Genomic DNA, 24,511 nt, shown 5'->3' with positions numbered 1-24,511 from the left:
GCGCTCCGGTGGAGCGAGCCGGTCCAGTATAGTCGCCCCGATCCGGCTTCGTCTCCCCGTCGGGGGGCGCCCACAGGAAATCATCGCCGCCATGTCCGACCCGGTGACCGACCCGATGACCGCTCCCGAACCCGGTCCCTTCGACGACATCCGCAACCTGCTGAAGGCCATGCCCGGCCCGGACCGGGACGCGCAGGCCGCCGTCGCGGCCCGAGACGCGACCCTGACCAAGCCCGCGGGCTCCCTCGGGCGCCTGGAGAGCCTCGTGTCCTGGCTGGCGGCGTGGCAGGGCAAGGCGCCGCCGACCTTCGACCGGCCGCTGGTCTGCGTCTTCGCCGGCAGCCACGGAGTCACACGCCGAGGGGTCTCGGCCTTCCCGGACGCGGTCAACCGGCAGATGCTCGACAATTTCGCGGCCGGGGGCGGGGCGATCAACCAGATCTGCGCGGCCTACGGGCTCGGCTTCAAGGTGTTCGACCTCGCCCTCGACATGCCGACCGGCGACATCACGGAAGCGCCGGCCCTCGATGAGCGCGCCACGGTCGCCACGATGGCGTTCGGCATGGAGGCGGTGGCCGCCGGCACCGACTGCCTCGGCATTGGCGAGATGGGCATCGGCAACACCACCGTGGCGGCCGCCCTCTACGCCGCCCTGTTCGGCGGCGACCCCGCCCACTGGGTCGGGCGCGGCACCGGCGTGGACCGGGATGGCCTCGACCGGAAGGTCGCCGCCGTGGAGGCGGCGCTCGCCCACCATGCCGGGCATCTCGACGACCCGCTCCAGGTGCTAGCGCGCCTCGGCGGCCGGGAGATCGCCGCCATGGCGGGGGCGATCCTGGCGGCCCGGCTGCAGCGCATCCCGGTGGTGATCGACGGCTACGTGGCGACCGCCGCGGCCGCCGTGCTGCACGCCGCCGACCCGAGCGCCCTCGACCATTGCCTGGCCGGCCACGTCTCGGCGGAGGGGGTCCACGCGGAGGTGCTGGAGCGGCTGGGCCTCGTGCCGCTGCTGGCGCTCGGCATGCGGCTCGGCGAGGCCTCGGGCGCCGGCATGGCCATGGGCCTGCTCAAGGGCGCGCTCGCCTGCCACACCGGCATGGCGACCTTCGCGCAGGCCGGGGTTTCCGAGAAGGCATCCGACTAGGCGGGCACAGGGATTGATTCGGTGCTATGAGGGTCCCGACCCGATAACGGATCCGACGATCCCGCATCCTCCCACCAGATCACCTCATCCCGAGGTGGCGCGGCGCAGCGAAGCTCTCGAAGGAGGGCTCCAGCAACCGCCGCGCGCTGGAGGGCTCCTTCGAGGCCCGCTCGCGCGGGCACCTCAGGATGAGGGTGCGGGTGGGATCGCTGCGACGAAACCGATGAGAATCACCCAAGCCTTCACCTTCGAAGCGGCCCACCGGCTGCCGAACGTGCCCGAGACCCACCGCTGCCACCGGATGCACGGGCATTCCTACCGGGTCGAGCTGACCGTCGCCGGGCCCGTCGATCCCCAGACCGGCTGGGTGATCGATTTCTACGACATCGAGTCGATCTTCGGCCCGCTGCTGGCGCGGCTCGACCACCATTGCCTCAACGAGATCGAGGGGCTGGAGAACCCGACCGCCGAGAACATCGCGGCCTGGATCTGGCATCGGTTGCGACCGGACCTGCCGGGGCTCGCCCTGGTTCGGGTCGCCGAGACCCCGATGTCCTGGGCGGAGTACGATGGCGAATGACCCTGTCGGCCCCGGAGACCGCGCCGCGCTGGTGCTGTTCTCCGGCGGCCAGGATTCGGCCACCTGCCGGCCTGGGCGCTCGACCGGTTCGACCGGGTCGAGACCCTGGGGTTCGATTACGGCCAGCGCCACCGGGTCGAGCTCGACCGGCGCGCCGCCCTGCGAGAGGGGCTGACGCGCATCGTCCCCGCCTGGGCGAGCCGGCTCGGCGATGACCATACGCTCGCCCTCGACGCCCTCGGGCAGGTGTCCGAGACGGCGCTGACCCGAGACGCTGCGATCGGCTACGAGGCGTCCGGCCTGCCCAACACTTTCGTGCCCGGCCGCAACATCGTGTTCCTGACCTTCGCGGCGGCGCTCGCCTACCGGCGAGGCCTCCGCCACGTGGTCGGCGGTATGTGCGAGACCGACTATTCCGGCTATCCCGATTGCCGCGACGACACGATCAAGGCGCTGCAGGTCGCGCTCAACCTCGGCATGGAGCGCCGCTTCGTACTGCACACGCCGCTGATGTGGCTCGACAAGGCGCAGACCTGGGGGCTCGCCGAGTCCCTGGGCGGCCGGCCGCTGGTCGACCTGATCGCCGAGGAGAGCCACACCTGCTACCTCGGCGAGCGCGGCCAGCGCCATCCCTGGGGCTACGGCTGCGGCACCTGCCCGGCCTGCCGGCTGCGGGCGGACGGCTACGCCCGCTTCACCGCGGCCTGAGACCCTCGACCAGCACGGCCAGCGTCCCCTCGAAGGAGGCAGGGCTCGCGAACAGGCGCTCCATCAGCAGCGCGCCCTCCAGGGTGGCGATGACGTAGCGGGCGAGCACCGCGGCCTCCGCGCCGTCGCGGACGGTCCCGTCGGCCGGCCCTCGCGCAGGATCGCCTCCAGCCAGGCGAGATGCCCCTCGAAGAACGTCGCGATGTCCCGGCGCAGGCGCTCGGGCAGGGCCTCGCCCTCGATGGCCAGCGCCGCGCAGAGGCAGCCGAGCCCCTGCTCGACGCCGCCGAGATACAGCTTCCCGTAGGCCGCGACCCGGCCCGGCCCGTCCGCCACCGTGGTGCGGATCGTGTCGAGGGCGGCGGCGTAGCGGGCCGCGTAGGCCGCGACCAGGGCGGCCCCGAGATCGACCTTGGTGGGGAAATGGTGGTGGATGCTGGCCTTGCGGATCCCCACCGCCTCGGAGAGGTCGGCGTAGCTGAAACCGGCATAGCCGCGCCCCCGAACCAGGGTCTCGGCCTGAATCAGCAATTCGGCGCGGGTATCCCTCATCGCGGCCCTCTTCCCTCCGGCTCACACGAACGTGCGCCCCGCCGGCTCCTCACCGACTGTCTGACACTTGACGGCGCAAAAATCTACCTACTTAATGGTAGACAATAAGAACAGGGAGGTTTCGGCATGACGGCGACCGCCGTCCATCCACGGGAGTCGTCTGGCGCGGGGCGCACCCTGTCGCGGCGGCATGCCCTGTTCGCCGGCCTGTGCCTGTGTTGCCTGCCGACCCTCGGCCGGGCCGCGGACTCGTTCACGATGGAGGAGGTCGGCCCCGGCCTGTTCGTGCGCAAGGGCTTAATCGCCGACGCCACGCCCGACAACGCCGACGCCATCGCCAATATCGGCTTCCTCATCGGCCGGGACGGCGTGCTGGTCACGGAATCGGGCGGCAGCCTCGCCGACGGCCAGTGGCTGCGCGCCGAGATCGTCAAGCGCACGCAGAAGCCAATCACCCACGTGGTCCTGACCCATGTCCACCCGGACCACGTCTTCGGAGCGGGGGCGTTCGTGCAGGACAAGCCGGTCTTCATCGGTCACGCCAAGCTCGCCGAGGCGCTCTCCGCGCGGGGCGAGTTCTACCGCAAGCGCCTGATCGACCTCCTGGGCGAGGACCGGACCGGACCGGTGGTCTACCCGACGATGACGGTGGCCGACACGGCCGAGATCGACCTCGGCGACCGCCGGCTGACCTTCACGGCCCATGGGCCGGCACACACCACCTCGGACCTGTCGATGCTGGATTCCGGCAGCGGCCTGCTCTTCCCCGCCGACCTGCTGTTCGTGAACCGGATCCCGTCGCTCGACGGCAGCCTCCGGGGCTGGCTGAAGGAAGCCGAGCGGCTGAAGGGCCTGGGCGCCACCCGCGCCGTGCCGGGCCACGGGCCGGTGACGGTCGATCTCGGCCCGGCGCTCGCCGACCTCACCGGCTACCTGACCGACTTGCGCGACGGCACCCGCGCGGCGATCGCCAAGGACGTTCCGATCGAGAAGGCGGTCATGACCGTCGCGGCGGACCAGAAGGACAAGTGGGCCCTGTTCGACACCTATAACGGCCGCAACGTCACCGTGGCCTACCAGGAACTCGAGTGGGAATAGGCTTTTAAGTTCCCCATATCCGACATCATCGGGAGGCACGCCATGACGCTCAGGACCGGAAAAACGCTCTCCAGCCTCGCCCTCGGTGTCGTCCTCGCGACGACCGCTCTGTCGGGACCGCTGGCCCTCTCGGCCCGGGCCGCCGGCGCCTCCGACACCGATCAGGAGCGGGCGGCCCGCTGGCAGGAGATCGCCAAGTCGATCTTCGGCGACCGCCAGATCGCCCCGACCGACAGCCTCGTGAAGATCGAGGCCCCCGCTCGCGCGCTCGACGCCGCCCTGGTGCCGATCACCCTGACCATGCCTCAGGCCGGGCAGATCAAGGCGGTCTCGCTGATCATCGGCGACAACCCGGCGCCCTACGCCGCCAAGTTCGAGTTCGGCCCCGCCGCGGATCCGGCGGAACTGAAGCTGCGCGTAAGGGTCAACAATTACACGGACATGCACGCCGTGGTGGAGACGCAGGACGGCAAGCTCTACGAGGCCAAGCAGTTCGTGAAGGCGTCCGGCGGCTGCTCGGCCCCGATGGGCATGAGCGACGAGGAGGCCATGAAGGGCATGGGCGACATGCGCATGAAGTTCGCCGACACCCAGCCCGGCAAGCCCGTCGAGGCGACGCTGATGATCCGTCACCCGAACTTTTCCGGGATGCAGATGAACCAGGTCACCCGCGACTACACGCCGGCGCGCTACATCGACAAGCTCACCGTCTCGGCCGGCGACCAGAAGGTCTTCACCATGACGGGCGACATCTCGATCGCCTCAAACCCGGTGATCAACTTCGCGTTCAAGCCGGACGGCAAGCCGATCCAGGTGGCGGCTTCCGACAACCAGGGCGGCCACTGGCAGCACAGCTTCAACCCGCCCGGCGCGACGAACTGAGCATGCGTCTCCTCGTCCTGACAGGCCGGATCGCGGCGGCCTGCACCGCGCTCCTCTGCCTCGCCGCCGCACCGGCCGATTCACCGGTGAACGTGCCCGAGCCGGACGGGCTCTACGCGGGCCCGCCGAAGGGCTACACGCCGCCGACCCTCAAGGGCGCGCAGGTGGTCGACGCCGACGCGCTGGCCGCCCTGATGGCGGAGCCGGTCAAGCCGGTGCTGATCGACGTCGCGGCGCCGGATCGCAAACCGTCGAACTTCCCCGAAGGCCGCCTCTGGCTGCCGGTGCACCCCTCGATCCCCGGCGCCGTCTGGATGCCGGAGGCCGGGGCCGAGCCCCTGGCACCGGCACGCGAGGCGCAGTTCTACGCCCGGGTCGCGGAGCTGACCGGCGGCGACAGGACCGTGCCCGTGGTGGTGTTCTGCCACGTGGAGTGCTGGGGCAGCTGGAACGCCGCCAAGCGCCTCGTGCTGACGGGCTATACCGGGGTGCGCTGGTTCCCGGAGGGCGTCGAGGGCTGGCAGGAGAAGCACGAGACCACCAATCTGCGCGTCGATCCGGCCTGGAAGGCGGGAAGCGAGCCGCAGGCGGGGCGCTGACCTGGGGCGCCGGGCGGTGTAAGAGGGGCGGGCCCTCTCGCGTGCAGGGCTCGAAGATATGCAGTAACCGGACCGGGATCTCTCCTGCCCCTTGTGAGAGGAGTTGGAGGTGGGGGTGGTGCAGGAGGCGCCGGAACGCTTGATCCTGCACCACCTCCACCCCTAGCCCCTCCCCGCAAGGAGGAGGGGAAACGCCCGGGCCAGAAGAGGTCTGAACCATGTCGCAGGTCGTGCAGTCTCGCCGGCTCCGGGCGATCGATATCGGCAAGCGCAAGGCCGAGGGGCGCAAGATCACCGCGCTCACCGCCTACCACGCGCACACGGCCGGCATCGCCGACGCCTATTGCGACTTCATCCTGGTGGGCGATTCTCTCGGCATGGTCATGCACGGGATGGAATCGGCGATTCCCGTGACCCTGGAGATGATGATCCTCCAGGCGCAGGCGGTGATCCGCGGCACGTCGAAGGCGCTGGTCGTGGTCGACATGCCGTTCGGCTCCTACGAGGCGAGCCGCGAGCAGGCCTTCCTCAACGCCTCCCGGGTGCTGAAGGAGACCGGGGCCGGCGCGATCAAGATGGAGGGCGGCGCCCATTTCGCTGAGACGGTGGCGTTCCTGGTCCAGCGCGGCGTGCCGGTGATGGGCCATATCGGCCTCACCCCGCAGGCGGTGAACACGATGGGCGGCTTCAAGGTGCAGGGCCGGGCACCCGACGACGAGCGGCGCCTCATGGAGGATGCCAGGGCGATCTCCGAGGCCGGCGCCTTCGCGATCGTGCTGGAGGGGATCGTCGAGCCGGTGGCGCGGGCGATCGCCACCTCGCCCCGGGTCACGGCCGCCACGATCGGCATCGGCGCCTCTGCGGTCTGCGACGGGCAGATCCTCGTTCTGGAGGACATGCTCGGCCTGTCCGAGCGCACGCCGAAATTCGTCCGCCAGTTCGGGAGCCTGCGGAGCCACATCGAGGAGGCCGTAAGGGCCTACGCCGAGGAGGTCCGGGCCGGGCGGTTCCCGGCCGACGACCACACCTACGGATAGGGCAGGGGCCGGGAGGCCGACGGGGCCGAGCGGCCCTCGGCCCGGCCGCCAGGCGCCCGCGGATTCTTGAACGGGCCGCGCCGGCCCAGTTCAGCCAGAGCGGCATACGTCTGCCGGTCGTGCCATCGGGAGTGTGCGCCGTGAGGCTTGTCATCGCGTTCGCGCTCTGTGCCGCCCTCGCCGGACCGGGCCGGGCCTTCGCGCTCGGGAACCCGGCCTCGGCCTTCTGCGCGACCCTGGACGGTCAATCGATCCTAGCGAAGCTGCCCGATGGCGGCACGATCGGGCTGTGCTCCCTTCCGGGCCGGAAGATCGCCGAGGAATGGACGCTGTACCGGATGCTCCACGGCGTGAAGCCGACACCCGACGCCAACCCGTTCCGATAGCCCGGCCCGTGCAGTTCCTGGACAGTCTTCGTACGCCGCCCGTCGGGCCGGCGCGGACATTCGAGGCGCGGCCCAGGCCGGCGTAATTGATTTCGCCGCCCCGACGATGCCACTCTCGTCATCCGAGCTCTCTCAGGCGGAATCGACGACTCATGCAGCGGGCTCGATCGCGCCGGCACCTCGTCCGCGCGTGCCTCGCCCTCGGCCTGATCGCGGCCGGGCCCGGAGCCGGATCCGCGGGGACGGTCACGCGGGCGCAGGTCGAGGCGCAGCTGCCGGCGCTCGAGGCGATGGCGCAGCGGGCCATCGACGCGGGCGCGGTGCCGGGCCTCGCGGTCGCGGTCGTCCTCGGCGACGAGACGCTCCTCCTGAAGGGGTTCGGCCTCAGGCAGGCCGGGAAGCCCGAGCCGGTCGACCCCGACACGGTCTTCCAGATCGCCTCCCTGTCCAAGCCTGTGACCGCGACGATCGTGGCGGCCCTGGTGGGCGACGGGGCGGTCGACTGGGATTCGCGCGTCGCGGATCTCGATCCCGCCTTCCAGCTGCACGAGCCCTATCCGACCGCGCAGGTCACGGTGCGCGACTTCCTCGCCCATCGCAGCGGGCTGCCGGGGACCGCCGGCGACGATCTGGAGGCAATCGGGTTCGGCCAAGACGCGATCCTGCACCGGCTCCGCCTCGTGCCGCCCGCCTCCAGCTTCCGCGCCGGCTACGCCTACAGCAATTTCGGCTTCACCGAGGGCGCGGTCGCCGCCGCGAGGCCGACCGGCCAGCCCTGGGAGGCCGTCGCCCGGGACCAGCTGTTCCGGCCCCTCGGGATGACCGCGACCAGCACGACCCACGCGGAGTTCCTGACCCAGACCAACCGCGCGGCGCTCCATATCCGAACCGACGGGGTCTGGACCGCCAAGGTCGAGCGGAACCCCGATGCCCAGGCCCCGGCCGGCGGCGTCAGCGGCCCTGTCCGCGACCTCGCGCGGTGGCTGCGGCTCGTGCTCGGCAACGGCCGCTTCGAGGGCGCGCAACGCGTCGCGGCTTCTGCCCTGGCGCAGACGCACGTCCCGCTCATGGCCCGCGGCCGCAATCCCGTGACCGGCGCCGCATCCTTCTACGGCCTCGGCTGGAACGTTGAGTATGGCCGCCACGGCCTCGTCTGGGGCCATGCGGGCGCCTTCAGCGTCGGGGCGCAGACGCTTGTCGCGATCCATCCCGAGGCCGGTCTCGGGATCCTCGTCCTGACCAACGCCTTCCCGTCCGGCGTGCCGGAAGGGCTGGCCGACAGCTTCGCCGATCTCGTCTTCGACGGCCGCGTCGGCCGGGACTGGGTGCAGGCCTGGGGCGCGGCCTACGAGGGCCTGTTCGCGCCGGGCATCGCCGCCGACAAGGCGGCCTACGGGACGCCGCCAGCGCAGACCTCCGCGCCCCTGACGCTCTCGGCTTACGCGGGGCGTTACGCCAACGCCTATGTCGGCGAGGCCGTGGTGGCGGAGGCGAATGGCGCCCTGACGTTGACGGTCGGACCCGGGGGCGTGCGCCGCTACCCCCTCCGGCACTTCGACCGCGATCTCTTCCTGAGCTTCCCGGACGCGGAGGCGCCCGACCGGCCCTCCGCCATCCGCTTCGCCATCGGGAGCGACGGCCGGGCCGCCGCCCTGACGGTGGACTCGCTCAACGCGAACGGGCTCGGCACCCTCGCGCGGCGGGACTGAGCCCGGCCGTCACCCCACCCGCCGCGACGGCAGCCGCAGGCCCGGGGCGGGGCGCTCCAGCAGCACCTCCCGGCGGAAACGCACCAGCCGCGCCGGCCGGCCGGCAGCGCCGCTGGTGACGCTCTCGGTCTCCTCGACCAGCCCCTGCTGCGCCACGAGCCGACGGAAATTCTGCTTGTGCAGCTGCGTTCCCGAGAGCGCCTCGACGGTGCGCTGGAGCTGGAGCAGGGTGAATTCCGGCGGCATCAGCTCGAACACCACCGGGCGATACTTGATCTTGCCGCGCAGGCGCCCGATCGCAGTGGCCAGCACCCGGCGGTGGTCGAAGGCCATGGGCACGCCGGTCGGATCGTTCGGCAGGGCCGGGCCGGGATTGCCCCGCGCCTCCGGGATCAGCCCGGCCTCGAACAGCAGTTCGTAGCGCTCCAGCACCCGCTCCTCGTTCCAGGTGCCGCCGTTCATGCCGAAGGTCAGGCCGAGCCGGTCGAGGCGGCGGGTCCGGGTGGCGCAATCCTCGGGCTCGGCCGCCCAGGCGGCGAGCCGCGCCTCGATGGCGTCGAGCTGGCGCGGGCGGCCCTGCCGGAAATCCTCGTAGGGCAGGTACCGGTACCAGTTCTGCCACGCCGCCTCGGCGAGGCCGGCCGGCCGCTCCTCGCGGACGAGGGCCAGATAGGCCACCGACAGGGAATGCACCTCCGACATGTCGGCGGTCCCGGAGCGGTCGCGGTCGCCGAAGGTGTAGAGCTGCTCGACGTAGCCGAGGCGCTGGTGCGTCTGCCGCTCCACCCAGGCGCGCAGGCCGCGCTCCAGGGTGGCGTGCTCGGGGACGAGGGGGCCGGCCGGCAGGCCGTCGCCGCGGCCCGACGCCTGATCGGGCACCCGGATCGTCAGGGCGCGCGGTTCCCCCTTGGTCGCGGCGACGATCACCGCGACGAGGCCTACGGAGGAGCGCTCCGGCGGGGCCTGCGCCCCGCGCGCACCCGTCTGCGCCGCCGCAACATCCATCGTCCCTCGACCGCCTCTCCCCCGGATGCGCCGCGCTCGGCGGCGGATCACACCTATAGGGGTACAGGATCGCGCCACGTCAACGCCACCGTATGACGGTGCCGCGCCGGGGCGCTGACCAAGTCCGCTTGCCAAGGCGGCGGGGCCTGCCCAAACAGGGGCGCCCGAGAGGGCCGGCACGGGGCCGGCGCAGGGCCGGTCCGGCGGGGGCGAGCGACGACGATGCCAGCGAGCACGAATGCGCCAGCGGGCGGGAGCCGTCCGGTCGACCTGCGCCTGTACGGGCTGCTCGACGTCGGGGTGTGCGGCACGGACGGCGCGCGGCTGGCGCAGCTCGGCGCCGAAGCCGTGGCGGGGGGCTGCACCCTGCTGCAGTACCGCGAGAAGGACATCCCGGATGCCCGCGCCGCCCTGGCGCGGATCCGGGCGATCCAGGAAGCGGTGGGCGGCCGGGTGCCGGTGCTCGTCAACGACCGGATCGACCTCGCCCTGGCGGCCGGCGCGGATGGCGTGCATCTCGGCCAGAGCGATCTTCACCCGGCCGATGCGCGCCGCCTCCTCGGGGAGGGCGCGATCATCGGCCTCACCGTGAAGAAGGCAGCGCAGGCCGACGAGCTGTACCGGCTGCCCGTCGACTACGCCTGCATCGGCGGCGTGTTCGCCACCACCAGCAAGGACAATCCCGACCCGCCGGTCGGCCTGGAGGGCTTTTCCAGCATCGCCTTCCGGGCCCGGCTCGCCCGGGGCGCGGGCCTGCCGCTCGGTGCCATCGCGGGGATCGGCCTGGAGAACGCCGCCGACGTGATCGCCGCGGGCGCGGACGGCGTTGCGGTGATCACCGCGCTGTTCGGTGCGGAGCCGGTCCGGCAGCACGCCCGGGCGTTGCGCGCCCGGATCGACGCCGCCCTGGCTAACCGGGCGCAGGCACGATGAGCGGACCTGTCCCGATCGCCGTCACCGTCGCGGGCTCGGATTCCGGCGGTGGCGCCGGAATCCAGGCGGATCTCAAGACCTTCTCGGCGCTCGGGGTCTACGGCGCCAGCGTCGTCACGGCGCTGACCGCGCAGAACACCCTCGGCGTCCAGGGCATCCACGACGTGCCGGCGGAGTTCGTGACCCGGCAGATCGACAGCGTGTTCTCCGATCTCGCCGTGAAGGCCGTGAAGATCGGCATGCTGTCCAGGATTGCGGTGATCGCCGCGGTCGCCGATGGCCTCGCCCGTCACGCCGGGACGATCCCGGTGGTGCTCGACCCTGTGATGGTGGCCACCAGCGGCGACCGGCTGATCGCCGACGAGGCCGTGGCGGTTCTCCGCGACCGGCTGCTGACGCGGGCCGACCTGATCACCCCCAACCTGCCGGAGGCGGCGGTGCTGCTCGGCGAGTCGGTGGCCGAGGATGCGGCGACCGCGGTGGCTCAAGGCAGGCGCCTCGTGGCCCTCGGCGCCCGGGCGGTTCTGATCAAGGGCGGCCACGGGCACGGCCGCGAGAGCATCGACCACCTGGTCACGGCCGACGGGACCCTGCGCACCCTGGCGGCGCCGCGGATCGCGACGGCGAACACCCACGGTACCGGCTGCACCCTCTCGGCCGCGATCGCGGCCGGGCTCGCCCAGGGCCTGACGCTGCCGGCGGCGGTGGCGGCGGCCAAGGACTACCTCACGGCCGCCCTCGCCGCGGCGGACCGGCTGGCGATCGGAGCGGGACACGGGCCGGTCCACCACTTCCACAATCTCTGGCCGTAGGTCGACCGAGACCACGGCTTTCCGCCTGTCGCGGCCATATCCGCCTTGCAACCGCGCGATGATTGCGTTTGAAGAAGCGTACGATCGTTCGGATAACGGAACGGTGCAGACGGACCGGTGACGATGCAGGACCAAGCGGAACGGCCCGAACGGGGGCGCGGGCGCGACCTGCTGACCGGGGCGCAAGCGCTCTCAGGGCAGCTCGGCAAGACCATCCAGCGGCTGCGGAAGGCCTACAATCTCTCGCTCTCGGAACTGGCCGAGCAGTCGGGCGTGGCCAAGTCGATCATCAGCCAGATCGAGCGCAACGAGACCAACCCGACGCTGGCGACGATCTGGCGCCTGTCCCAGGCCCTCGACGTGTCCATCGAGCGGGTTCTGGCAGCCGGCGACGAGGAGCCGTTCATCGAGAAGACCTCGCGGGCGGACACGCCGATCCTGGTCTCCGAGGACGGCAAGGTGCGGCTGGCGATCATCGGCTGGCTCAAGACGATCGAGTGGCTGCAATGGTACGAGGTCACGGCCGATCCCGGCGGCGTCCTCGACTCGGACCCGCACCAGCGCGGCTCGGTGGAATCGCTGTCGGTTTCGGAGGGGGCGTTCGAGGTCGAGATCGGCGGCGTCGTGCAGCGCGCGCGGACCGGCGAGACCCTGCGCTACCGCTGCGACCGGCCCCACCTCGTGCGCTGCACCGAGGGGCCGGCCCGCGCCACCATGGTGGTGATCATGAAGGCTGCCGTGATGGAGTGAGGCGCCCTCAGCGCCCCGTATTTACCCAGCGCACCACATCGGCCAGCACGGTCACCAGCGCCTGATCGAGGGCGCGGGCGCCGTTGCCGGCATCGATCTTGGCCACCGGCACCCGGGCCGTGAAGATCCGCGCGGCCGTCACCTTGCCGGTGCCGTCGGCCACGAGCTTGAACGACAGGTCGACCACCGCCTCGCCGGTCCCGGCCTGGACGTCGAAGGCGCGGATCTCGCTGATCAGCTGATAATCGGCCACGACCTTGTCGCCCGGCCGGCTCACCGAGCGCAGCCGCCCGGAATTCTCCAGGCTCTGGATGATCCGCGTCTGGATCAGGCGCGGCAGCCGGTCGGCCCACTGGCCGCCACCCAGGAAGGAGAGCGCGCCGCCGTTCTCGCGCACGATGATCCGGTCGGCCTCGAAGGGCTGGATCCCCACGGGTTCAGAGACCGCGATCGAGCGGCCCGCCATGACGGGCCGCCCTGTCGGCGGCAGCGCCTCCAGGTCGAAGGTGAGGGGCACCGCGCCGCCGCCGCAGCCGCCCAGAAGGGCGGCGAGCAGCGCAGCGGCGGCAATGTGGGACGAGCGGACCATACACATAACCTGAGAAGCCCCACCGGCGTGCGGCGGAGCTGTATAAGCTGTGCGGTTAAAACTAATCCGCTTTGGCATCTGTGCCGTGCGCCCGGACACATCCGTCCGGATCCGCACGTTTTCAGCGGCTGCCGTTGTATTCCGGCAACGATGGCTTGCCGCCGAAGATCACTTGGCTCGGGTCGCGCTCCAGGCTGCGCACCGTGCGGTTGAGGGTGCTCAGCGTCCGCTGGCCGTCGCCCGAGAGGGCCTCGACCTCCCGACGGCCGGTGCCGCTCAGGCGGCCGAAATTCGTCGAGATGCTGGCGGTGCGCTTGTCCAGGTTCTCCGACATGGTCCGGAACGCCTTGCCGGCGTCGCGCACCGAGATCGCGGCGGCGCGGATCTCCGCGAAGGTGCTGGAGCCCTCCTGGCCGGAGGCGGAACCCAGGAAGCCCTGCGCGCCGTTGAGCACCGCGTCGATCTTGTCGGCCGAGGCGTTGAGCTTGGCGGCGAGCGAGCGGGCATCGTGCAGGCCCGCCTCGATGTCGGGGCTGGCCTTGGACAGGGCCGCCGAGAAGCGGTCGGCGTTGTCGATCACGTGGCCGAGCTTCACCCCGTCCACCGCCTTGACCAGGGCCGAGATGTTCGGGCCGGCATCGGCCAGCGTCTTCGAGAAGGTCTCGACGTTGGTGAGCGAGCGGTTGATCGCGCCCTCGTTGGCGGAGACGAGCCGGTCGAGGCGGGCCAGCATGTCGTCGGCCCGCTGCGCGACACGGCGGGCCAGCGCCATCATGTCCTGCATGTCGGAGGAATCGGCGAAGATCGTCGGCGGCTCGCCGTTGGCCATCGGCGTCAGCACCGGCGCGTCGGCGTTGCCGCCGGAGAGCGAGATCACCGAGACGCCGGTCAGCATCGCCGAGTCCAGGCGGGCGCGCGTGTCGGCCCGGAGCGGGGTCGCGGGCTCGACCTTGATCTGGGCGAGTACCCGGCGCGGGTCCTGCGGCGCGAGGCGGATGTCGGTCACCTCGCCGACCTTGATGCCGTTGAAGTTCACGCTTGAGCCGCGGGACAGGCCGCCGACCGAGCCCGAGAAGACGATGCGGACGGTCTGGCTGACCTGCCGCGACGAGCCGCCGGAGAGCCACAGCACGGTGCCGAAGCCCGCCAGGATGACGGCGATGGTGAAGGCCCCGATCAGGGCGTAGTTCGCGCGGGTTTCCATGCGGTCAGCCTGCGGTTCTGCCCGGCGGAGGGAGTCCGGCCGGGCCTCTGGCCCCGGCTCCCGGACGGGAGCGGGGCGGGATTGGGGTGGGGCGGCGCTCAGGCATGCAAGGCCGTGCCGCCCGTGGCGATGGTCCGGGCGCGCTTGCCGTGGAAGTACGAGCGCAGCCAGGGATGGTCGCTCGCCAGCATCTCGTCGATCGTGCCGGCCGCGATGATCTGGCCGTCGCCGAGCGCCGCGATGCGGTCGCAGGCGGTGTAGAGGCTGTCGAGGTCGTGAGTGACCATGAAGACGGTCAGTCCCAGCGTCTCCTTGAGGGTTGAGACGAGGTCGTCGAACTCGCCGGCACCGATCGGATCGAGGCCCGAAGTCGGCTCGTCGAGGAACAGGATCTCGGGATCGAGGGCCAGGGAGCGGGCGAGCGCCGCGCGCTTGATCATGCCGCCGGAGAGCTCCGAGGGCAGCTTGTCGGCGGCGTCGGGCTTCAGGCCGACCATCTCGATCTTGAGCCGGGCGAACTCGTCGAGCAGGCGCTCGGACAGGTTGAGGTGCTCGCGCATCGGCACCTGGATGTTCTGCTTGACGGTCAGCGCCGAGAACAGCGCCCCCTGCTGGAACAGCACGCCCCAGCGCTGCTCCATCCGCCGCCGCTCGGCGTAGGTCAGCTCATCGACGTTGCGGCCGAACACCTCGATCGTGCCCGCCCGCTTCGGGTTGAGGCCCAGGATCGTCCGGGTGAGGACCGACTTGCCCTGCCCCGAAGGCCCGACGAAGCCCAGGATCTCGCCGGCCCGGATGTCGAGGCTCAGACCCTTCAGGATGTTGCGGTCGCGGAAGCCGACCACGAGGTCGCGCACGCGGATGATCGGGCGAGGGGCGTCCATCGGGGCGGTCTCAAAATCGATCGCGGCGAAGAAGACCGCGAACAGGCCATCGAGGACGATGACCATGAAGATGGACTTCACGACCGAGGCGGTGACGTGGCGGCCGAGGGATTCCGCCGAGCCCTCCACGGCGAATCCCTCGATCGTGGCGATCACCCCGATGGTCAGCGCCATGAACGGCGCCTTGATCAGGCCGACCATCACGTGGTGGACGCCGACCGCCGCCTGGAGCCGGGCGAGGAACTGGTCGAGCGTCAGCCCGCCGTAGAGCATCGCGGTGAGGCCGCCGCCCGCGAGCGCCGACAGGTCGCCGATCAGCGTCAGCATCGGCAGGCCGATCATCAGGGCGAGGACCCGCGGCACGATCAGGATCTCGACCGGGTCGAGGCCCATGACCCGGAGCGCATCGACCTCCTCGCGCATGCGCATGGAGCCGATCTCGGCGGTGATCGCCGAGCCGGAGCGGCCCGCGACCATGATCGAGGTCAGGAGCACGCCCATCTCGCGCAGGATTAGCAGGCCGATCAGGTTGACCACGAAGGTCTGGGCGCCGAAGCGCTGGAGCTGGAAGATGCCCTGCTGGGCGACGATGCCGCCGACCAGGAACGAGATCAGCACGATGATCGGCGTCCCGTTGAGCGCCACCTGCTGGATCTGATTGATCAGGGCGTTGCCGCGGAACGTGCCGGGCCGCAGGGCGACGCGCCCGCAGGCGGCGATCAGCTCGCCCAGGAAGGCGAGGGCGGTGACGAATTCCTGCCCGCCGCGCACGGTCTGGCGCCCTGTGGCGTCGAGCAGGCCGACGACCGGGCCGTGCCGCCGCGGCGGCAGAGCGTCGGGCTCGCGAAGCCGGACCTCGCCGAGCAGGGTGCGGTGCTCCGGCCGGGCGCCGAGATAGGTCAGGGTGCTGCCCGCCTGCTCGATCTCGACGCGGGTCCGCTCCAGCACCCAGGCACCGAGCGTGTCGAGCCGTTCGATCGCCGACAGGTCGACCGCCACCGGACCGGCGCGGCCGGCCGCCGCGATGCGCGCGGCCGTTGCCTCGACGGTCGGTGCCTGGTCGGCGGTCCAGCGGCCATCGAGCGCCAGCCGGCCGTCGGCCGGCCGGTCCCGCAGCCCGGCGCCGGCAACAGTGCCCTCGCTCAGCAAGACCCTCACTCCTCGATCGAGGCACCACCCTGCCGTGTGGTTATGTCGACATTACGGTTGATGAAGCGTGTCCAACGTCACCCCGCGCGACGGGCCGCCCGTCCGGATGCGACGGCGAGCCCGAGGCCGGTCGCGGCCAGCGGCGCCATCAGCAGGAAGGCGAGGGGGCCGCCGGCCCGGTAGGCGAGGCCGCTGACCAGGGTCGCGCCCACGGAGATGCCGGCATTGACCGCGCTGAGCGTGCCCTGTGCCCGCCCGCGGGCGCCGTCCGGGGCGTAGGCCGAGACCGCCGCCATGGCCCCGAGCTGGGTCGCCCCGAAGGTCAGGCCGTGCAGGCACTGGAGCGGCACCAGGGTGGCGAGGTGGTCGCCGAAGAGGAACATGCCGACCGCCCGCAGGATCGCGGCGGTCCCGCCGAGGGCGAGGAGCCGCACCGGGCTGCGCCAGGGCGCAGGCAGGGTCGGCATGGCGGCGAACAGCACGATCTCGGCGAGCACGCCGGTCGCCCAGAGCGATCCGACCCAGGCCGCCGGGATGCCCTGGCTCGTCCAGTAGATGCTGCCGAACCCGTAGATCGCGCCGTGGCTCGCCTGGATGGCGGCGGCGGCGCCAATGCACAGCCACAGCGCGCGCGGCAGACGCGGCCGTCCGTCCCCCTCCGGCGCCTGCGGCAGGCCCGCCACCGAGCGGCTGCGCCAGGCCACCAGGGAGGCCGACAGGGCCAGGCCGGTCAGCAGCAGCGGCACCGCGAGCCGGCCGCCCAGCGCCGTCAGCAGGAGGCCGCCCGCGAGGTTCGCCAGCAGGAAGGCGACCGAGCCCGCCATCCGGATCCGCGAATAGGCGAGGCGGGCATCGCGGCGCACGGCTGCCAGCGTCAGGTAGTCGATGCAGGGCACGAGCGGCGCGCCGGCCACGGCGTTGAGCACCACCAGCCCGGCGAGGCAGGGCCAGCCGATCCCGGCGGCGGTGGGCATCAGCGCGTAGGTCAGGCCGACCGCGAGGCTGCCCCGCATGATCAGCCGGCGCGGCCCGAGGCCGCGGTCGAGCAGGCTCATGAGCGGGGCCGTGGCGACGATCCGCGTGCCGATCGGCAGGGCGAGCAGCACACCGATCACCGCGGCGTCGAGGCCGAGCGCGTCGAGCCAGACCGGCATGAACGGCATCGCGATGCCGATCTCGGTGAAGACGACGGCGTAGAGCAGCGACAGGCGCGCCGGGCCGGACGGGCGGAGCAAGGCGGGTCTCGGGAGAGGGCTGGGACGGGCGGTGCGTCGGGGCGCCCGACCGGTAAGCGCCCGTTATCGTGGAGCCCGTCAAGGGGCTGAAAGCATCGGCATCCGTTTTCGCAGCCGGAGGCACGGCGTATGCCGGCGAGCGCACAGCGCGCGCAAGCGGACAGACCCGCCGCCGGTCCCGCCGCAGCGCTGCGCCCGGACCAGCCTGTCAGCGGCTTCCGCGGGATCTCCGAAGCGATCGGCGACCGTCAGCGGCCGACCCGCGCATCCCACCCCAACATCGTGAGCTGGGCGACGGCCTCAAGCTCCGCGCGGCTCGCACCATCGCGGGCCTGGAGCGACATGCCGTTCTGCACCGTGAGCACGAAGCGGGCGAGCGCGGGAACGTCGACTGCGGCGCCGAACTCGTTCTCCGCGACCGCGCGATGAAGCCGCGCCTCGACCCTCTTGAGGCCTTCGGCACGGGCCGTCCGCACCAATTCGCCGAGTTCCGCGTGTCCTTCGCTGCCGGCCGCCGACAGCGTCACCATGCATCCGAGCGGCTCCTCGCGCCCGCAGAAACCTGTGAGCGCAGCCGCCGAATCCATCAGGAGCGCCTCGACGGCCGCGCGGGCGGTCGGTGCCGCAGCGAAGTTGGCCCAGGCCATCGCCTCGTATTGCTCACCGTAGTGGCGCAACGCCTCGGCGTAGAGTGCCTCCTTCGATCCGAACGCCGCGTAGAGGCTCGGCGAGCCGATCCCCATCGCCGCCGTGAGATCCGAGATGGATGTCGCGGCAAAGCCCCGGTACCAGAACAACCGCATCGCCTGCCCCAGAGCAGCCTCACGGTCGAAAGCCCGGGGCCGGCCGCGCCCACGAGCGGGCGCGGCCTCGGCTGACGGCGACGACGATTTCTGCATCGATCGCTATATAAAGCGCTTGACCCAGCTCGGCAACGCATCTAGCCGTTTATGTGTCGTTCACTACAGAAAGATTGAGGCATGAGCGAACTGGCTGGCAAGCGCGCCCTGGTGACGGGCGCATCACGCGGCATCGGTGCCGCCATTGCTCTGGCGCTTGCCGACCAAGGCGCGGATGTCGCCATCACCTACGAGCGCTCCGCCGACCGGGCGGCCGACATCGTGCGCGCCATTGAGGCGAAGGGCCGCCGCGCCATCGCCATCCAGGCCGACAGCGCCGACGCATCGGCGGTGAAGCGATCGGTCGATGACGCGGCCGAGCGCCTCGGGGGGCTCGATATTCTCGTCAACAATGCCGGCATCGCCCGGGGCGGACCGGTTGCGGAGATGAGCCTCGCCGACATCGACGCCATCCTCGACGTCAACGTCCGCTCCGTCGTGCTGGCATCGCAGGCGGCCATCCCGCGCCTCTCGGAAGGCGGCCGGATCATCTCCATCGGCTCATGCCTCGGGGAGCGGGTCCCGTTCCCTGGCGTGACGGTCTACTCCATGTCGAAATCGGCCTTGCTCTCGTTCACGCGCGGGCTGGCGCGTGAACTGGGTCCGCGCGGCGTCACCGTGAACCTGGTGCAGCCGGGATCGACCGACACCGACATGAACCCGGCGGATGGCGAGCAATCCGAGATGCAGCGGGCGATGACCGCGCTCGGCCATTACGGGAAGCCCGAAGATATCGCGGCCGCGGTGGCGTTCCTGGCGAGCCCGGCCGCGCGCCAGATCACCGGCACCACCATTACGGTCGACGGTGGGGCGAACGCGTGAGCCTCTTCAGCGGATGCGGCCCCTCTCGGGCTCCCTCGGGTAGGTTCGGACTCTGCCGCTCCGCGTCCACATGGAGCGGCCCGCTCGGTCGCGTCGTGAGCCGGCGCGTTCAGACCACCGGGTCGAGAGCGGCCAGACCGAGCGTCGCCCCGTCGCGCGGCGGCGCCGCCCGCGCGTGGCTGCTCGGAAGGGACCGATCGCGAAATCCGATTTCGGCAACGGGTCCCGTGGAATGACCTCGGATCAGCGTCGCGGCGGACGAAGGCCGCGCGCTGCGGACAATCCGGAACGGCCCTCCCGGGACCGCGCGCGAAGAGACGAACGGTAAACACATCAAGAATTTAGTGTTAGGCGCCCGTTAAAGGCGCCCTGGCAGAGTGCGGGCTTCCGGACCGTGCCCTGCGCGGGCCGTGCCTGCATTGCGCGTTCAGGGAAGCTCATGTCCGGTTCCACCAGCCTGAGCGCGAGCCCCTCGGCCGAGTACGAGACCATCGAGGCGGCGATCTCCGCCACCGAGCGCGGGCGGTGGTTCCTGGCCGAGCACGCCCGCCGCAACCGGGGCGCCGAGACCGAGGTGCTGCTCGGGGCAATCGCCCGCCTCGAGCGGACCGTCACCGAGGATCGCGGCCACGAGGCCTTCGGGAACCTGCGCGGCAACCTCGTCGACATGGCCGACGCGATCAGCCGCACCAAGGCCGAGATCGCGGCGATCAGCGCCACAAACACTGAACAGACCCGCCTGACGCAGGCGTCCCTGGCCCTCGACGCGATCGTGCGCGAGACCGAGCAGGCGACCTCGGACATCCTCGGCTCGGCCGAGGCGATCCAGGAGGCGGCCTGGACCTTCCGCGAGCGCGGCGCCGACGCGTCGGCCTGCGACGCCCTCGACCGGCACGCCACCGCGATCTACACCGCCTGCTCGTTCCAGGACCTCACCGCTCAGCGGACCGCCCGCATCGTCTACACGCTGCGCTACCTTGAGGACCGGCTCTCGGCGATGATCGCCATCTGGGGCAACGACGCGGAACGCATCCCGCCCCTGCCCGGCGTCAAGCCGACCGGCGCGGAGGCCGAGCCGTCCGATCTCAACCAGAGCGACATCGACCGCTACATCAGCATGGATGTCCCGGCCGTCACGGCCGCCGCCCTCGTGGCCCGGCCCGGGAGCCCGGCGCTCCACGAGGATCTGGTGTTCCTGCCGGTGGCCAGCGCGGCGGACGCCGAGCCGGTCGCCGGGGCCGAGCCCGCGACTGAGGACGCGGTCGGCGAGCCCGGACCGGTCCCGGTCACCGAGGCGGTCGCGCCGGCCGAGGACGACGCCGTCCTCGACTGGGCCGCCCTCGTCGCGGCGGCCCCGGAGCCGGGCCCGGCATCGGACGAGCCGGCGCTGAGCCTCGCCGAGATCGAGGCCCTGTCGCCGGAGCAGCGGCTCGCCCTGTTCGCCTGACAGGCGCGCCGGGGCGCGGACCCTGCTATCAGGGCCGCCCTGCCGAGAGACCTGAGAACGCGCGTCCGTGGCCCTGCACCTGATCAAGCTCTGCGTCGGACCTGCCTCCATCGCCGACCTCGAGGCGCGGCAGGCCCGGTTCCTGGCGGAGGCCCTCCGGGACGGCCGGACGGCCGCGCCGTTCCACGTCACCCGGACCCTGCCCAAGCGCCACCGCGAGATCACCGGACAGGGCTCGATCTACTGGGTGATCCGCGGGACCCTGTCGTGCCGGCAGGCGATCACCGCGATCGAGCCGCTGACCGGCGAGGACGGGATCCCGCGCTGCCGGCTGGTCTTCGATCCGCGCCTCGTCCCGGTGGCGCCCCGGCCCTACCGGCCGTTCCAGGGCTGGCGCTACCTGACGGCGGGCGACGCGCCGGCCGATCTCGGGGCGGAGGCGTCGGGCGATCTCGCCGAGATGCCGGAAGCCCTCCGGCGCGAGCTGGTCGGCCTCGGCCTGCTGTGACCAAGATACGCCCGTCCGCCCCTCAGGATGGGTGGAGGGTGGGATAAGTCTCTCCCGTTGGCGTGCCTCCCGCCGGCGCCGCGAACGGCCCCGGCGGGATCGGTCCTACGCCCCGTCGAAGCGCCCGCTGGCATGGGCCAGCATGGTGTAGACCTTGCCAGTCTCCGAGGTGAGATAGGCGTCGGTCCGCTTGGCGTCGCTGTCGTTCTTGACCACGTCGCCGAGCAGGCGCTCGAACTCGCTGACGTAGCGGTCGACGCTGCGGCGGAACTCCGCATCCGAACGGTAGCGGCGCTGGATCTCCGCGAAGGTCGCCCGGCCCTGCGGCGTGTAGATCCGCGGGTCGAACAGGTTCGGCTCGCCGCGCCGGTAGCGTTCCCACAGATCGACCGCGGTCCGATGCTCGATCATCTTGGCGATGTCGGTGGAGATCGTGTCGAGGGCGATCCGTCCGGTCTCCGCGGCGGCCGGGGGCGAGGCCCGACGACCCGCCTGCGCGGTCACCGGCGCCTCGGCGGCGGGGGCTGCCTCCTCGTCGTCGTCCAGCGAGGCGCGGGTTAGCAGGTCGGACAGCCAGCCGCGCTTGTCCCCGGCCTGGGCCGGGCCGGCGGTGCGGGCCGGGGCGGCCGGGCGCGCCGCCTCGTTCCGGGCCGGGGCCGCCGCGGACGCGCGCGGTGCGGCCGCGGGGGCGGGCAGAGCCGGCGCGGCGGAGGCCGCAGGCGCGAGGGGCGCCGCGGCGACCGGGCCGGCCGGCGCGGCCACCGCGGCGCGGCTGCCGCCCTCGGCGGCCCGGCGCTGGGCCTGCGGCTGGGCGACGTCCACGCTGCGGCCGGAGCGCGAGACCAGGGACGAGAGCTCGTTGAGCGCCTTGATCTGGTCGGCTACGACCCGGCGCATCTCGCCGGTCGCGTCCTGCGTCTCGCGCGGCAGTTCGAGCACGCCCTTGGCCAGCTCGGCGCGGGTCGCGTCGAGCTCGCCGCGGATCGAGCCCGCCATCTCGCGCAGGGCCGAGAAGGAGTCGCCGAAGCTGGCCTGGGCCTCCTGGAAGCCGCTGCGCATCTCGCGGGACGCCTCCTCGATCGCCTGCCGGACGCCCTGAGCGGCCTTCTCGCCCTCGGCGCTGGCGCTGTCCTTGAGGTCGGCGAAGGCGCTCGTCACCGAGGCGCCGGCGCCCTGGGCCGACTGGGCCAGGGACTCGCCCACGCTGCGGGCGCGCTCCTCGGCCGCGCGCAGCGTCTGCTCGATCGTCTGCGCGAGAGCGCTGCCGTTCTGCTCCAGGGCGGCGGCACGCGCCTCGAGGGCGCTCATGGCCTGGGTCAGCGCGGATTCGCGGCTCGACAGGGCCGTTCCCAGACGCTCCTCGATCGCGGCCAGCGAGGCCGCGGCCCGGTCGAGCGCCGCCACATGGGCGGCGGTCTGCTCGCCGAGCGAGCGGCCGCGACCGTCGAGGGTCTCGGCCAAGCGGGCGGCCTCGCGCAGCGCGCCGTCGGCGGCACCGCGCAGGGACTCGACCTGAGACGAGACGCCCGCGCTCGCCCGGCCGGTCTCGGCGGCGATGCGCTCCAGAGCGCCCTGGATCTGCTCGATCCGGCCCGCAAGGCCCTGCTCGATCGCGCCGAGATTGGTGTCGGCGCCGGCCACGAGCTCGGTGAGGGCGGTGTTGGCGGCCTCGATCCGCTGGAGCAGGGCGCCCAGCTCCCGGCCCATCCGGTCGTTGGTCTCGAACAGCTCCGAGAGGGTGCGGCCCGCCCCGTCCTCGACGGCGGCGCGCAGCAGCTCGGCCGAAGCCCTGGACTGCACGGCCAGCTCCTCGGTCCGCTCCCGCAGGCTCTCGGCCAGGGGCATGCCGGTCTCGGCGAGCGTCCGCTCGATCGCCTCGGCCCGGTCCGCGAGGGCGCGGGACAGGTCCATCATCGGCCCGTCGATCGCGGTGCGCAGGCGCTCGACATGGCCGTCCAGGCTGTCGCCGACCGCGCGGCCGCTGCCCTCGACACTGGCGAGCAGCGCCCCGCCGCGCTCCTCGATGGCGCGGACCAGGGTCTCGGCACTCTCCGCAAGGCGGCGCGACAGGGCCTCGCCGCGGGAATCCACCAGGGCGCCCAGGGCCGTGGCACGGCGCTCGAACCCGGCCCCGAGGGCCTCGGTGCGGGCATCGATCAGGCCCGCCAGGGCAGCCTCGCGGCGGCTGAGCGTCTCGGCCAGCGCCGCGTTGTGGGCGTCGACCTGTTCGGCATGGGCGCGCGCCCGCTCGTCGAGGGCGGCGACCAGGGCTGCCGTGCGCTCGTCCATGAGGCCCGCGAAGGCGTCGTGGCGATCGTCGAAGGCAGTGGCCAGCGTGTCGGCACGCTGCGCCACCAGGGTCGCGAACAGCCGCATGCGGCTGTCGATGCGCTGGGTGAAGGCGTCGGCGCGGGCATCGACGCCGCGGGCCAGGGCCTCGCTCTGCGCCTCCACGGCCTGCGCCAGGGCCGCCGTGCGACCCTCCACGACGCCGTCGAGGTCGCGCAGCCGGGCGTCGAAGGCCTCGACCAGCGCGCCGGTCCGGCCCTCGACGATGCCGTCGAGATCGCGCAGCCGGGTATCGAAGACCTCGACCAGCGCGCCGGTGCGGCCCTCGGCAGCCGCCACCAGGGCCTGGCTGCGGTCCTCCAGAAGCCCCTCAATCGCCGTGCGCGCCTGCTCGAACGTCGACCGCAGGGCCTCGATGCGCGCGTCGACCCGCTCGGACACGTCGCGGCCGGTGCCCTCGACGATCGTGCCGAGGCGGTTCTGCACCCGCTCGAACAGGGCCTGCAGTTCGCCCGAACGCTCCTTGAGCGTCTCGGCGAGGCGGGTCTCGCGCTCCTCGAGCAGGCCCGCAATAGCCGGGTTCACCTTCTCGATCGTCGCCTGGAGGGCCTGGGTCCGGTGCTCGATCGTCCCGGCGATCTGACGGCCGCGGCCGTCCACGAGCCGGTCGATCTCGCCCTGCGCCCGCTCGAACAGGCCCTGCAGGTCCGCCAGACGGGTGTCCAGCATGTCGGCCATCTGGGCAGGCGCTGCGTCGAGGGTCGTGCGCAGGCCCTCGGTCCGGGCCGCGATGGCGTCGGCGACCTCCTGGCCGCGCCCGTCCACGAGTTCGCGCAGGCCGGTCTGGGCCTCCTCGAACAGGGTCTGGAGGCGCTGGGTCCGGGCGTCGAGGGTCGCGGCGAGCTGGCGCTCACGGGTCTCGACCAGTGCGGAGACAGCGGCAGGCGCCTCCTCCAGCACCGCGCGCAGGGACTGGATGCGGGCATCGACCGTGGCGGCGAAGCGGCCGCCGCCGCCCTCCACCACCGCGTCGAGGGCGGATTGCGCCTCCTCGAACAGGGTGCGCAGGGATTGGGCCCGGGCGCTGAGCGTCTCGGCGAGGCGGTTGCCACGCCCCTCGACCAGGCCTTCCAGGGTGCCCAGCCGCTCGTCGAACAGGCTGCCGAGCTGCCGTGTCCGGTCCTCGAGGGCTCCGTTCGCGGTGCCGAACGCGCCCTCCAGGGCGGCGACCAGCGCCGGCCGCGGCCGTCCAGCGCCTCGTTGATCGGGCCCATGCGGCCGTCGAGAGTC

General features: G+C 72.2%; 21 protein-coding genes and 3 pseudogenes. 15 read left to right on the top strand and 9 right to left on the bottom strand.

Features of this window, described 5'->3' with window-relative positions; all coding sequences use genetic code 11:
- The first annotated feature begins 91 nt into the window (after positions 1-91).
- The 3 genes and pseudogenes from cobT (at position 92) to queC (ending at position 2,432) form a co-directional block, all read left to right on the top strand.
- A complete protein-coding gene (gene cobT / locus M6G65_RS10725) occupies positions 92-1,144 on the top strand; it encodes a nicotinate-nucleotide--dimethylbenzimidazole phosphoribosyltransferase (RefSeq protein ID WP_373323775.1) in 1,053 nt (350 codons plus the stop codon).
- A gap of 223 nt (positions 1,145-1,367) precedes the next feature.
- Entirely contained in the window at positions 1,368-1,724 is a 357-nt protein-coding gene (queD, locus tag M6G65_RS10720) for a 6-carboxytetrahydropterin synthase QueD (RefSeq protein WP_238196659.1), read from the top strand.
- Positions 1,714-2,432: pseudogene (queC, locus tag M6G65_RS10715) on the top strand (7-cyano-7-deazaguanine synthase QueC). The gene queD and the pseudogene queC overlap by 11 nt, the downstream one beginning before the upstream one ends.
- Here the strand turns inward: queC and M6G65_RS10710 are convergent.
- Positions 2,419-2,984: pseudogene (locus tag M6G65_RS10710) on the bottom strand (TetR/AcrR family transcriptional regulator). The pseudogenes queC and M6G65_RS10710 sit on opposite strands and share 14 nt — an antisense overlap.
- A gap of 126 nt (positions 2,985-3,110) precedes the next feature.
- Here M6G65_RS10710 and M6G65_RS10705 point away from each other — a divergent pair.
- From M6G65_RS10705 to M6G65_RS10680, 6 genes are all read left to right on the top strand, one after another.
- Positions 3,111-4,082 (top strand): quinoprotein relay system zinc metallohydrolase 2, encoded by a 972-nt coding sequence (locus tag M6G65_RS10705; protein WP_238196656.1) that lies wholly within the window; start codon positions 3,111-3,113, stop codon positions 4,080-4,082.
- 42 nt (positions 4,083-4,124) lie between these two features.
- Positions 4,125-4,964: a quinoprotein dehydrogenase-associated SoxYZ-like carrier gene (locus M6G65_RS10700; protein WP_250103916.1), complete on the top strand. Its 840-nt coding sequence runs from the start codon at positions 4,125-4,127 to the stop codon at positions 4,962-4,964.
- A 2-nt stretch (positions 4,965-4,966) separates the two neighbouring features.
- Positions 4,967-5,563, top strand: coding sequence for a rhodanese-like domain-containing protein (locus tag M6G65_RS10695; RefSeq protein ID WP_250103915.1), 597 nt, complete (start codon positions 4,967-4,969; stop codon positions 5,561-5,563).
- Between the two features lie 218 nt (positions 5,564-5,781).
- Positions 5,782-6,600: a 3-methyl-2-oxobutanoate hydroxymethyltransferase gene (panB, locus tag M6G65_RS10690; protein ID WP_250103914.1), complete on the top strand. Its 819-nt coding sequence runs from the start codon at positions 5,782-5,784 to the stop codon at positions 6,598-6,600.
- 140 nt (positions 6,601-6,740) lie between these two features.
- Positions 6,741-6,986, top strand: coding sequence for a DUF333 domain-containing protein (locus M6G65_RS10685; RefSeq protein WP_250103913.1), 246 nt, complete (start codon positions 6,741-6,743; stop codon positions 6,984-6,986).
- A gap of 152 nt (positions 6,987-7,138) precedes the next feature.
- The gene (locus M6G65_RS10680) at positions 7,139-8,695 is read left to right on the top strand and encodes a serine hydrolase (RefSeq protein WP_238196651.1); all 1,557 of its coding nucleotides are present in this window, start codon (positions 7,139-7,141) and stop codon (positions 8,693-8,695) included.
- Between the two features lie 9 nt (positions 8,696-8,704).
- Here the strand turns inward: M6G65_RS10680 and M6G65_RS10675 are convergent, their stop codons facing one another.
- Positions 8,705-9,700, bottom strand: a complete 996-nt coding sequence (locus M6G65_RS10675) for an NUDIX hydrolase (protein WP_238196650.1) — start codon at positions 9,698-9,700, stop codon at positions 8,705-8,707.
- A 222-nt stretch (positions 9,701-9,922) separates the two neighbouring features.
- Between M6G65_RS10675 and thiE the strand changes: the two genes are divergently transcribed.
- From thiE to M6G65_RS10660, 3 genes are all read left to right on the top strand, one after another.
- A complete protein-coding gene (gene thiE, locus M6G65_RS10670) occupies positions 9,923-10,633 on the top strand; it encodes a thiamine phosphate synthase (protein ID WP_238196649.1) in 711 nt (236 codons plus the stop codon).
- A complete protein-coding gene (thiD, locus tag M6G65_RS10665; RefSeq protein ID WP_238196648.1) occupies positions 10,630-11,445 on the top strand; it encodes a bifunctional hydroxymethylpyrimidine kinase/phosphomethylpyrimidine kinase in 816 nt (271 codons plus the stop codon). The genes thiE and thiD overlap by 4 nt, the downstream gene beginning before the upstream one ends.
- Before the next feature lie 123 nt (positions 11,446-11,568).
- On the top strand, positions 11,569-12,195 hold the full coding sequence (locus M6G65_RS10660) for a helix-turn-helix domain-containing protein (protein ID WP_192708382.1): 627 nt from the start codon (positions 11,569-11,571) through the stop codon (positions 12,193-12,195).
- Positions 12,196-12,202: 7 nt separating this feature from the next.
- On the opposite strand, the gene M6G65_RS10655 is transcribed toward M6G65_RS10660, so the two are convergent.
- The 6 genes and pseudogenes from M6G65_RS10655 to M6G65_RS10630 form a co-directional block, all read right to left on the bottom strand.
- Positions 12,203-12,784: an ABC-type transport auxiliary lipoprotein family protein gene (locus M6G65_RS10655; RefSeq protein ID WP_238196647.1), complete on the bottom strand. Its 582-nt coding sequence runs from the start codon at positions 12,782-12,784 to the stop codon at positions 12,203-12,205.
- Between the two features lie 121 nt (positions 12,785-12,905).
- Entirely contained in the window at positions 12,906-13,988 is a 1,083-nt protein-coding gene (locus M6G65_RS10650) for an MlaD family protein (protein WP_250103912.1), read from the bottom strand.
- Positions 13,989-14,086: 98 nt separating this feature from the next.
- Complete coding sequence (locus tag M6G65_RS10645; RefSeq protein WP_238196645.1) at positions 14,087-14,872, bottom strand: ABC transporter ATP-binding protein; 786 nt, start codon at positions 14,870-14,872, stop codon at positions 14,087-14,089.
- 12 nt (positions 14,873-14,884) lie between these two features.
- Positions 14,885-16,030: pseudogene (locus M6G65_RS10640) on the bottom strand (ABC transporter permease); the annotation flags it as partial.
- Between the two features lie 68 nt (positions 16,031-16,098).
- The gene (locus M6G65_RS10635; RefSeq protein WP_238196644.1) at positions 16,099-17,256 is read right to left on the bottom strand and encodes an MFS transporter; all 1,158 of its coding nucleotides are present in this window, start codon (positions 17,254-17,256) and stop codon (positions 16,099-16,101) included.
- A 248-nt stretch (positions 17,257-17,504) separates the two neighbouring features.
- The gene (locus M6G65_RS10630) at positions 17,505-18,155 is read right to left on the bottom strand and encodes a TetR/AcrR family transcriptional regulator (protein WP_238196643.1); all 651 of its coding nucleotides are present in this window, start codon (positions 18,153-18,155) and stop codon (positions 17,505-17,507) included.
- 81 nt (positions 18,156-18,236) lie between these two features.
- Between M6G65_RS10630 and M6G65_RS10625 the strand changes: the two genes are divergently transcribed.
- The 3 genes from M6G65_RS10625 (at position 18,237) to M6G65_RS10615 (ending at position 20,932) form a co-directional block, all read left to right on the top strand.
- Complete coding sequence (locus M6G65_RS10625) at positions 18,237-18,977, top strand: 3-oxoacyl-ACP reductase family protein (protein ID WP_238196642.1); 741 nt, start codon at positions 18,237-18,239, stop codon at positions 18,975-18,977.
- Between the two features lie 439 nt (positions 18,978-19,416).
- Positions 19,417-20,424, top strand: a complete 1,008-nt coding sequence (locus M6G65_RS10620; RefSeq protein ID WP_238196641.1) for a hypothetical protein — start codon at positions 19,417-19,419, stop codon at positions 20,422-20,424.
- 67 nt (positions 20,425-20,491) lie between these two features.
- Positions 20,492-20,932 (top strand): DUF1489 family protein, encoded by a 441-nt coding sequence (locus tag M6G65_RS10615; RefSeq protein ID WP_238196639.1) that lies wholly within the window; start codon positions 20,492-20,494, stop codon positions 20,930-20,932.
- 105 nt (positions 20,933-21,037) lie between these two features.
- Here M6G65_RS10615 and M6G65_RS10610 read toward each other — a convergent pair whose 3' ends face one another.
- Positions 21,038-24,346, bottom strand: coding sequence for an apolipoprotein A1/A4/E domain-containing protein (locus tag M6G65_RS10610; RefSeq protein WP_430929570.1), 3,309 nt, complete (start codon positions 24,344-24,346; stop codon positions 21,038-21,040).
- Positions 24,347-24,511: the final 165 nt, after the last annotated feature.

Origin of the sequence: Methylobacterium tardum (genome assembly GCF_023546765.1) — a bacterium.
GTDB lineage: Bacteria > Pseudomonadota > Alphaproteobacteria > Rhizobiales > Beijerinckiaceae > Methylobacterium > Methylobacterium tardum.
This window is presented reverse-complemented; position numbering and strand designations above follow the sequence as displayed.

Bases quoted from the DNA above. Each gene is read 5' to 3' on its own strand.
- M6G65_RS10625 (WP_238196642.1), top strand. From the start codon at position 18,237: ATGAGCGAACTGGCTGGCAAGCGCGCCCTGGTGACGGGCGCATCACGC.
- M6G65_RS10700 (WP_250103916.1), top strand. From the start codon at position 4,125: ATGACGCTCAGGACCGGAAAAACGCTCTCCAGCCTCGCCCTCGGTGTC.
- M6G65_RS10655 (WP_238196647.1), bottom strand. From the start codon at position 12,784: ATGGTCCGCTCGTCCCACATTGCCGCCGCTGCGCTGCTCGCCGCCCTT.
- M6G65_RS10620 (WP_238196641.1), top strand. From the start codon at position 19,417: ATGTCCGGTTCCACCAGCCTGAGCGCGAGCCCCTCGGCCGAGTACGAG.
- thiD (WP_238196648.1), top strand. From the start codon at position 10,630: ATGAGCGGACCTGTCCCGATCGCCGTCACCGTCGCGGGCTCGGATTCC.
- M6G65_RS10705 (WP_238196656.1), top strand. From the start codon at position 3,111: ATGACGGCGACCGCCGTCCATCCACGGGAGTCGTCTGGCGCGGGGCGC.
- thiE (WP_238196649.1), top strand. From the start codon at position 9,923: ATGCCAGCGAGCACGAATGCGCCAGCGGGCGGGAGCCGTCCGGTCGAC.
- M6G65_RS10695 (WP_250103915.1), top strand. From the start codon at position 4,967: ATGCGTCTCCTCGTCCTGACAGGCCGGATCGCGGCGGCCTGCACCGCG.
- M6G65_RS10680 (WP_238196651.1), top strand. From the start codon at position 7,139: ATGCAGCGGGCTCGATCGCGCCGGCACCTCGTCCGCGCGTGCCTCGCC.
- M6G65_RS10675 (WP_238196650.1), bottom strand. From the start codon at position 9,700: ATGGATGTTGCGGCGGCGCAGACGGGTGCGCGCGGGGCGCAGGCCCCG.
- queD (WP_238196659.1), top strand. From the start codon at position 1,368: ATGAGAATCACCCAAGCCTTCACCTTCGAAGCGGCCCACCGGCTGCCG.
- M6G65_RS10645 (WP_238196645.1), bottom strand. From the start codon at position 14,872: ATGGACGCCCCTCGCCCGATCATCCGCGTGCGCGACCTCGTGGTCGGC.
- M6G65_RS10630 (WP_238196643.1), bottom strand. From the start codon at position 18,155: ATGCAGAAATCGTCGTCGCCGTCAGCCGAGGCCGCGCCCGCTCGTGGG.
- cobT (WP_373323775.1), top strand. From the start codon at position 92: ATGTCCGACCCGGTGACCGACCCGATGACCGCTCCCGAACCCGGTCCC.
- panB (WP_250103914.1), top strand. From the start codon at position 5,782: ATGTCGCAGGTCGTGCAGTCTCGCCGGCTCCGGGCGATCGATATCGGC.
- M6G65_RS10660 (WP_192708382.1), top strand. From the start codon at position 11,569: ATGCAGGACCAAGCGGAACGGCCCGAACGGGGGCGCGGGCGCGACCTG.
- M6G65_RS10650 (WP_250103912.1), bottom strand. From the start codon at position 13,988: ATGGAAACCCGCGCGAACTACGCCCTGATCGGGGCCTTCACCATCGCC.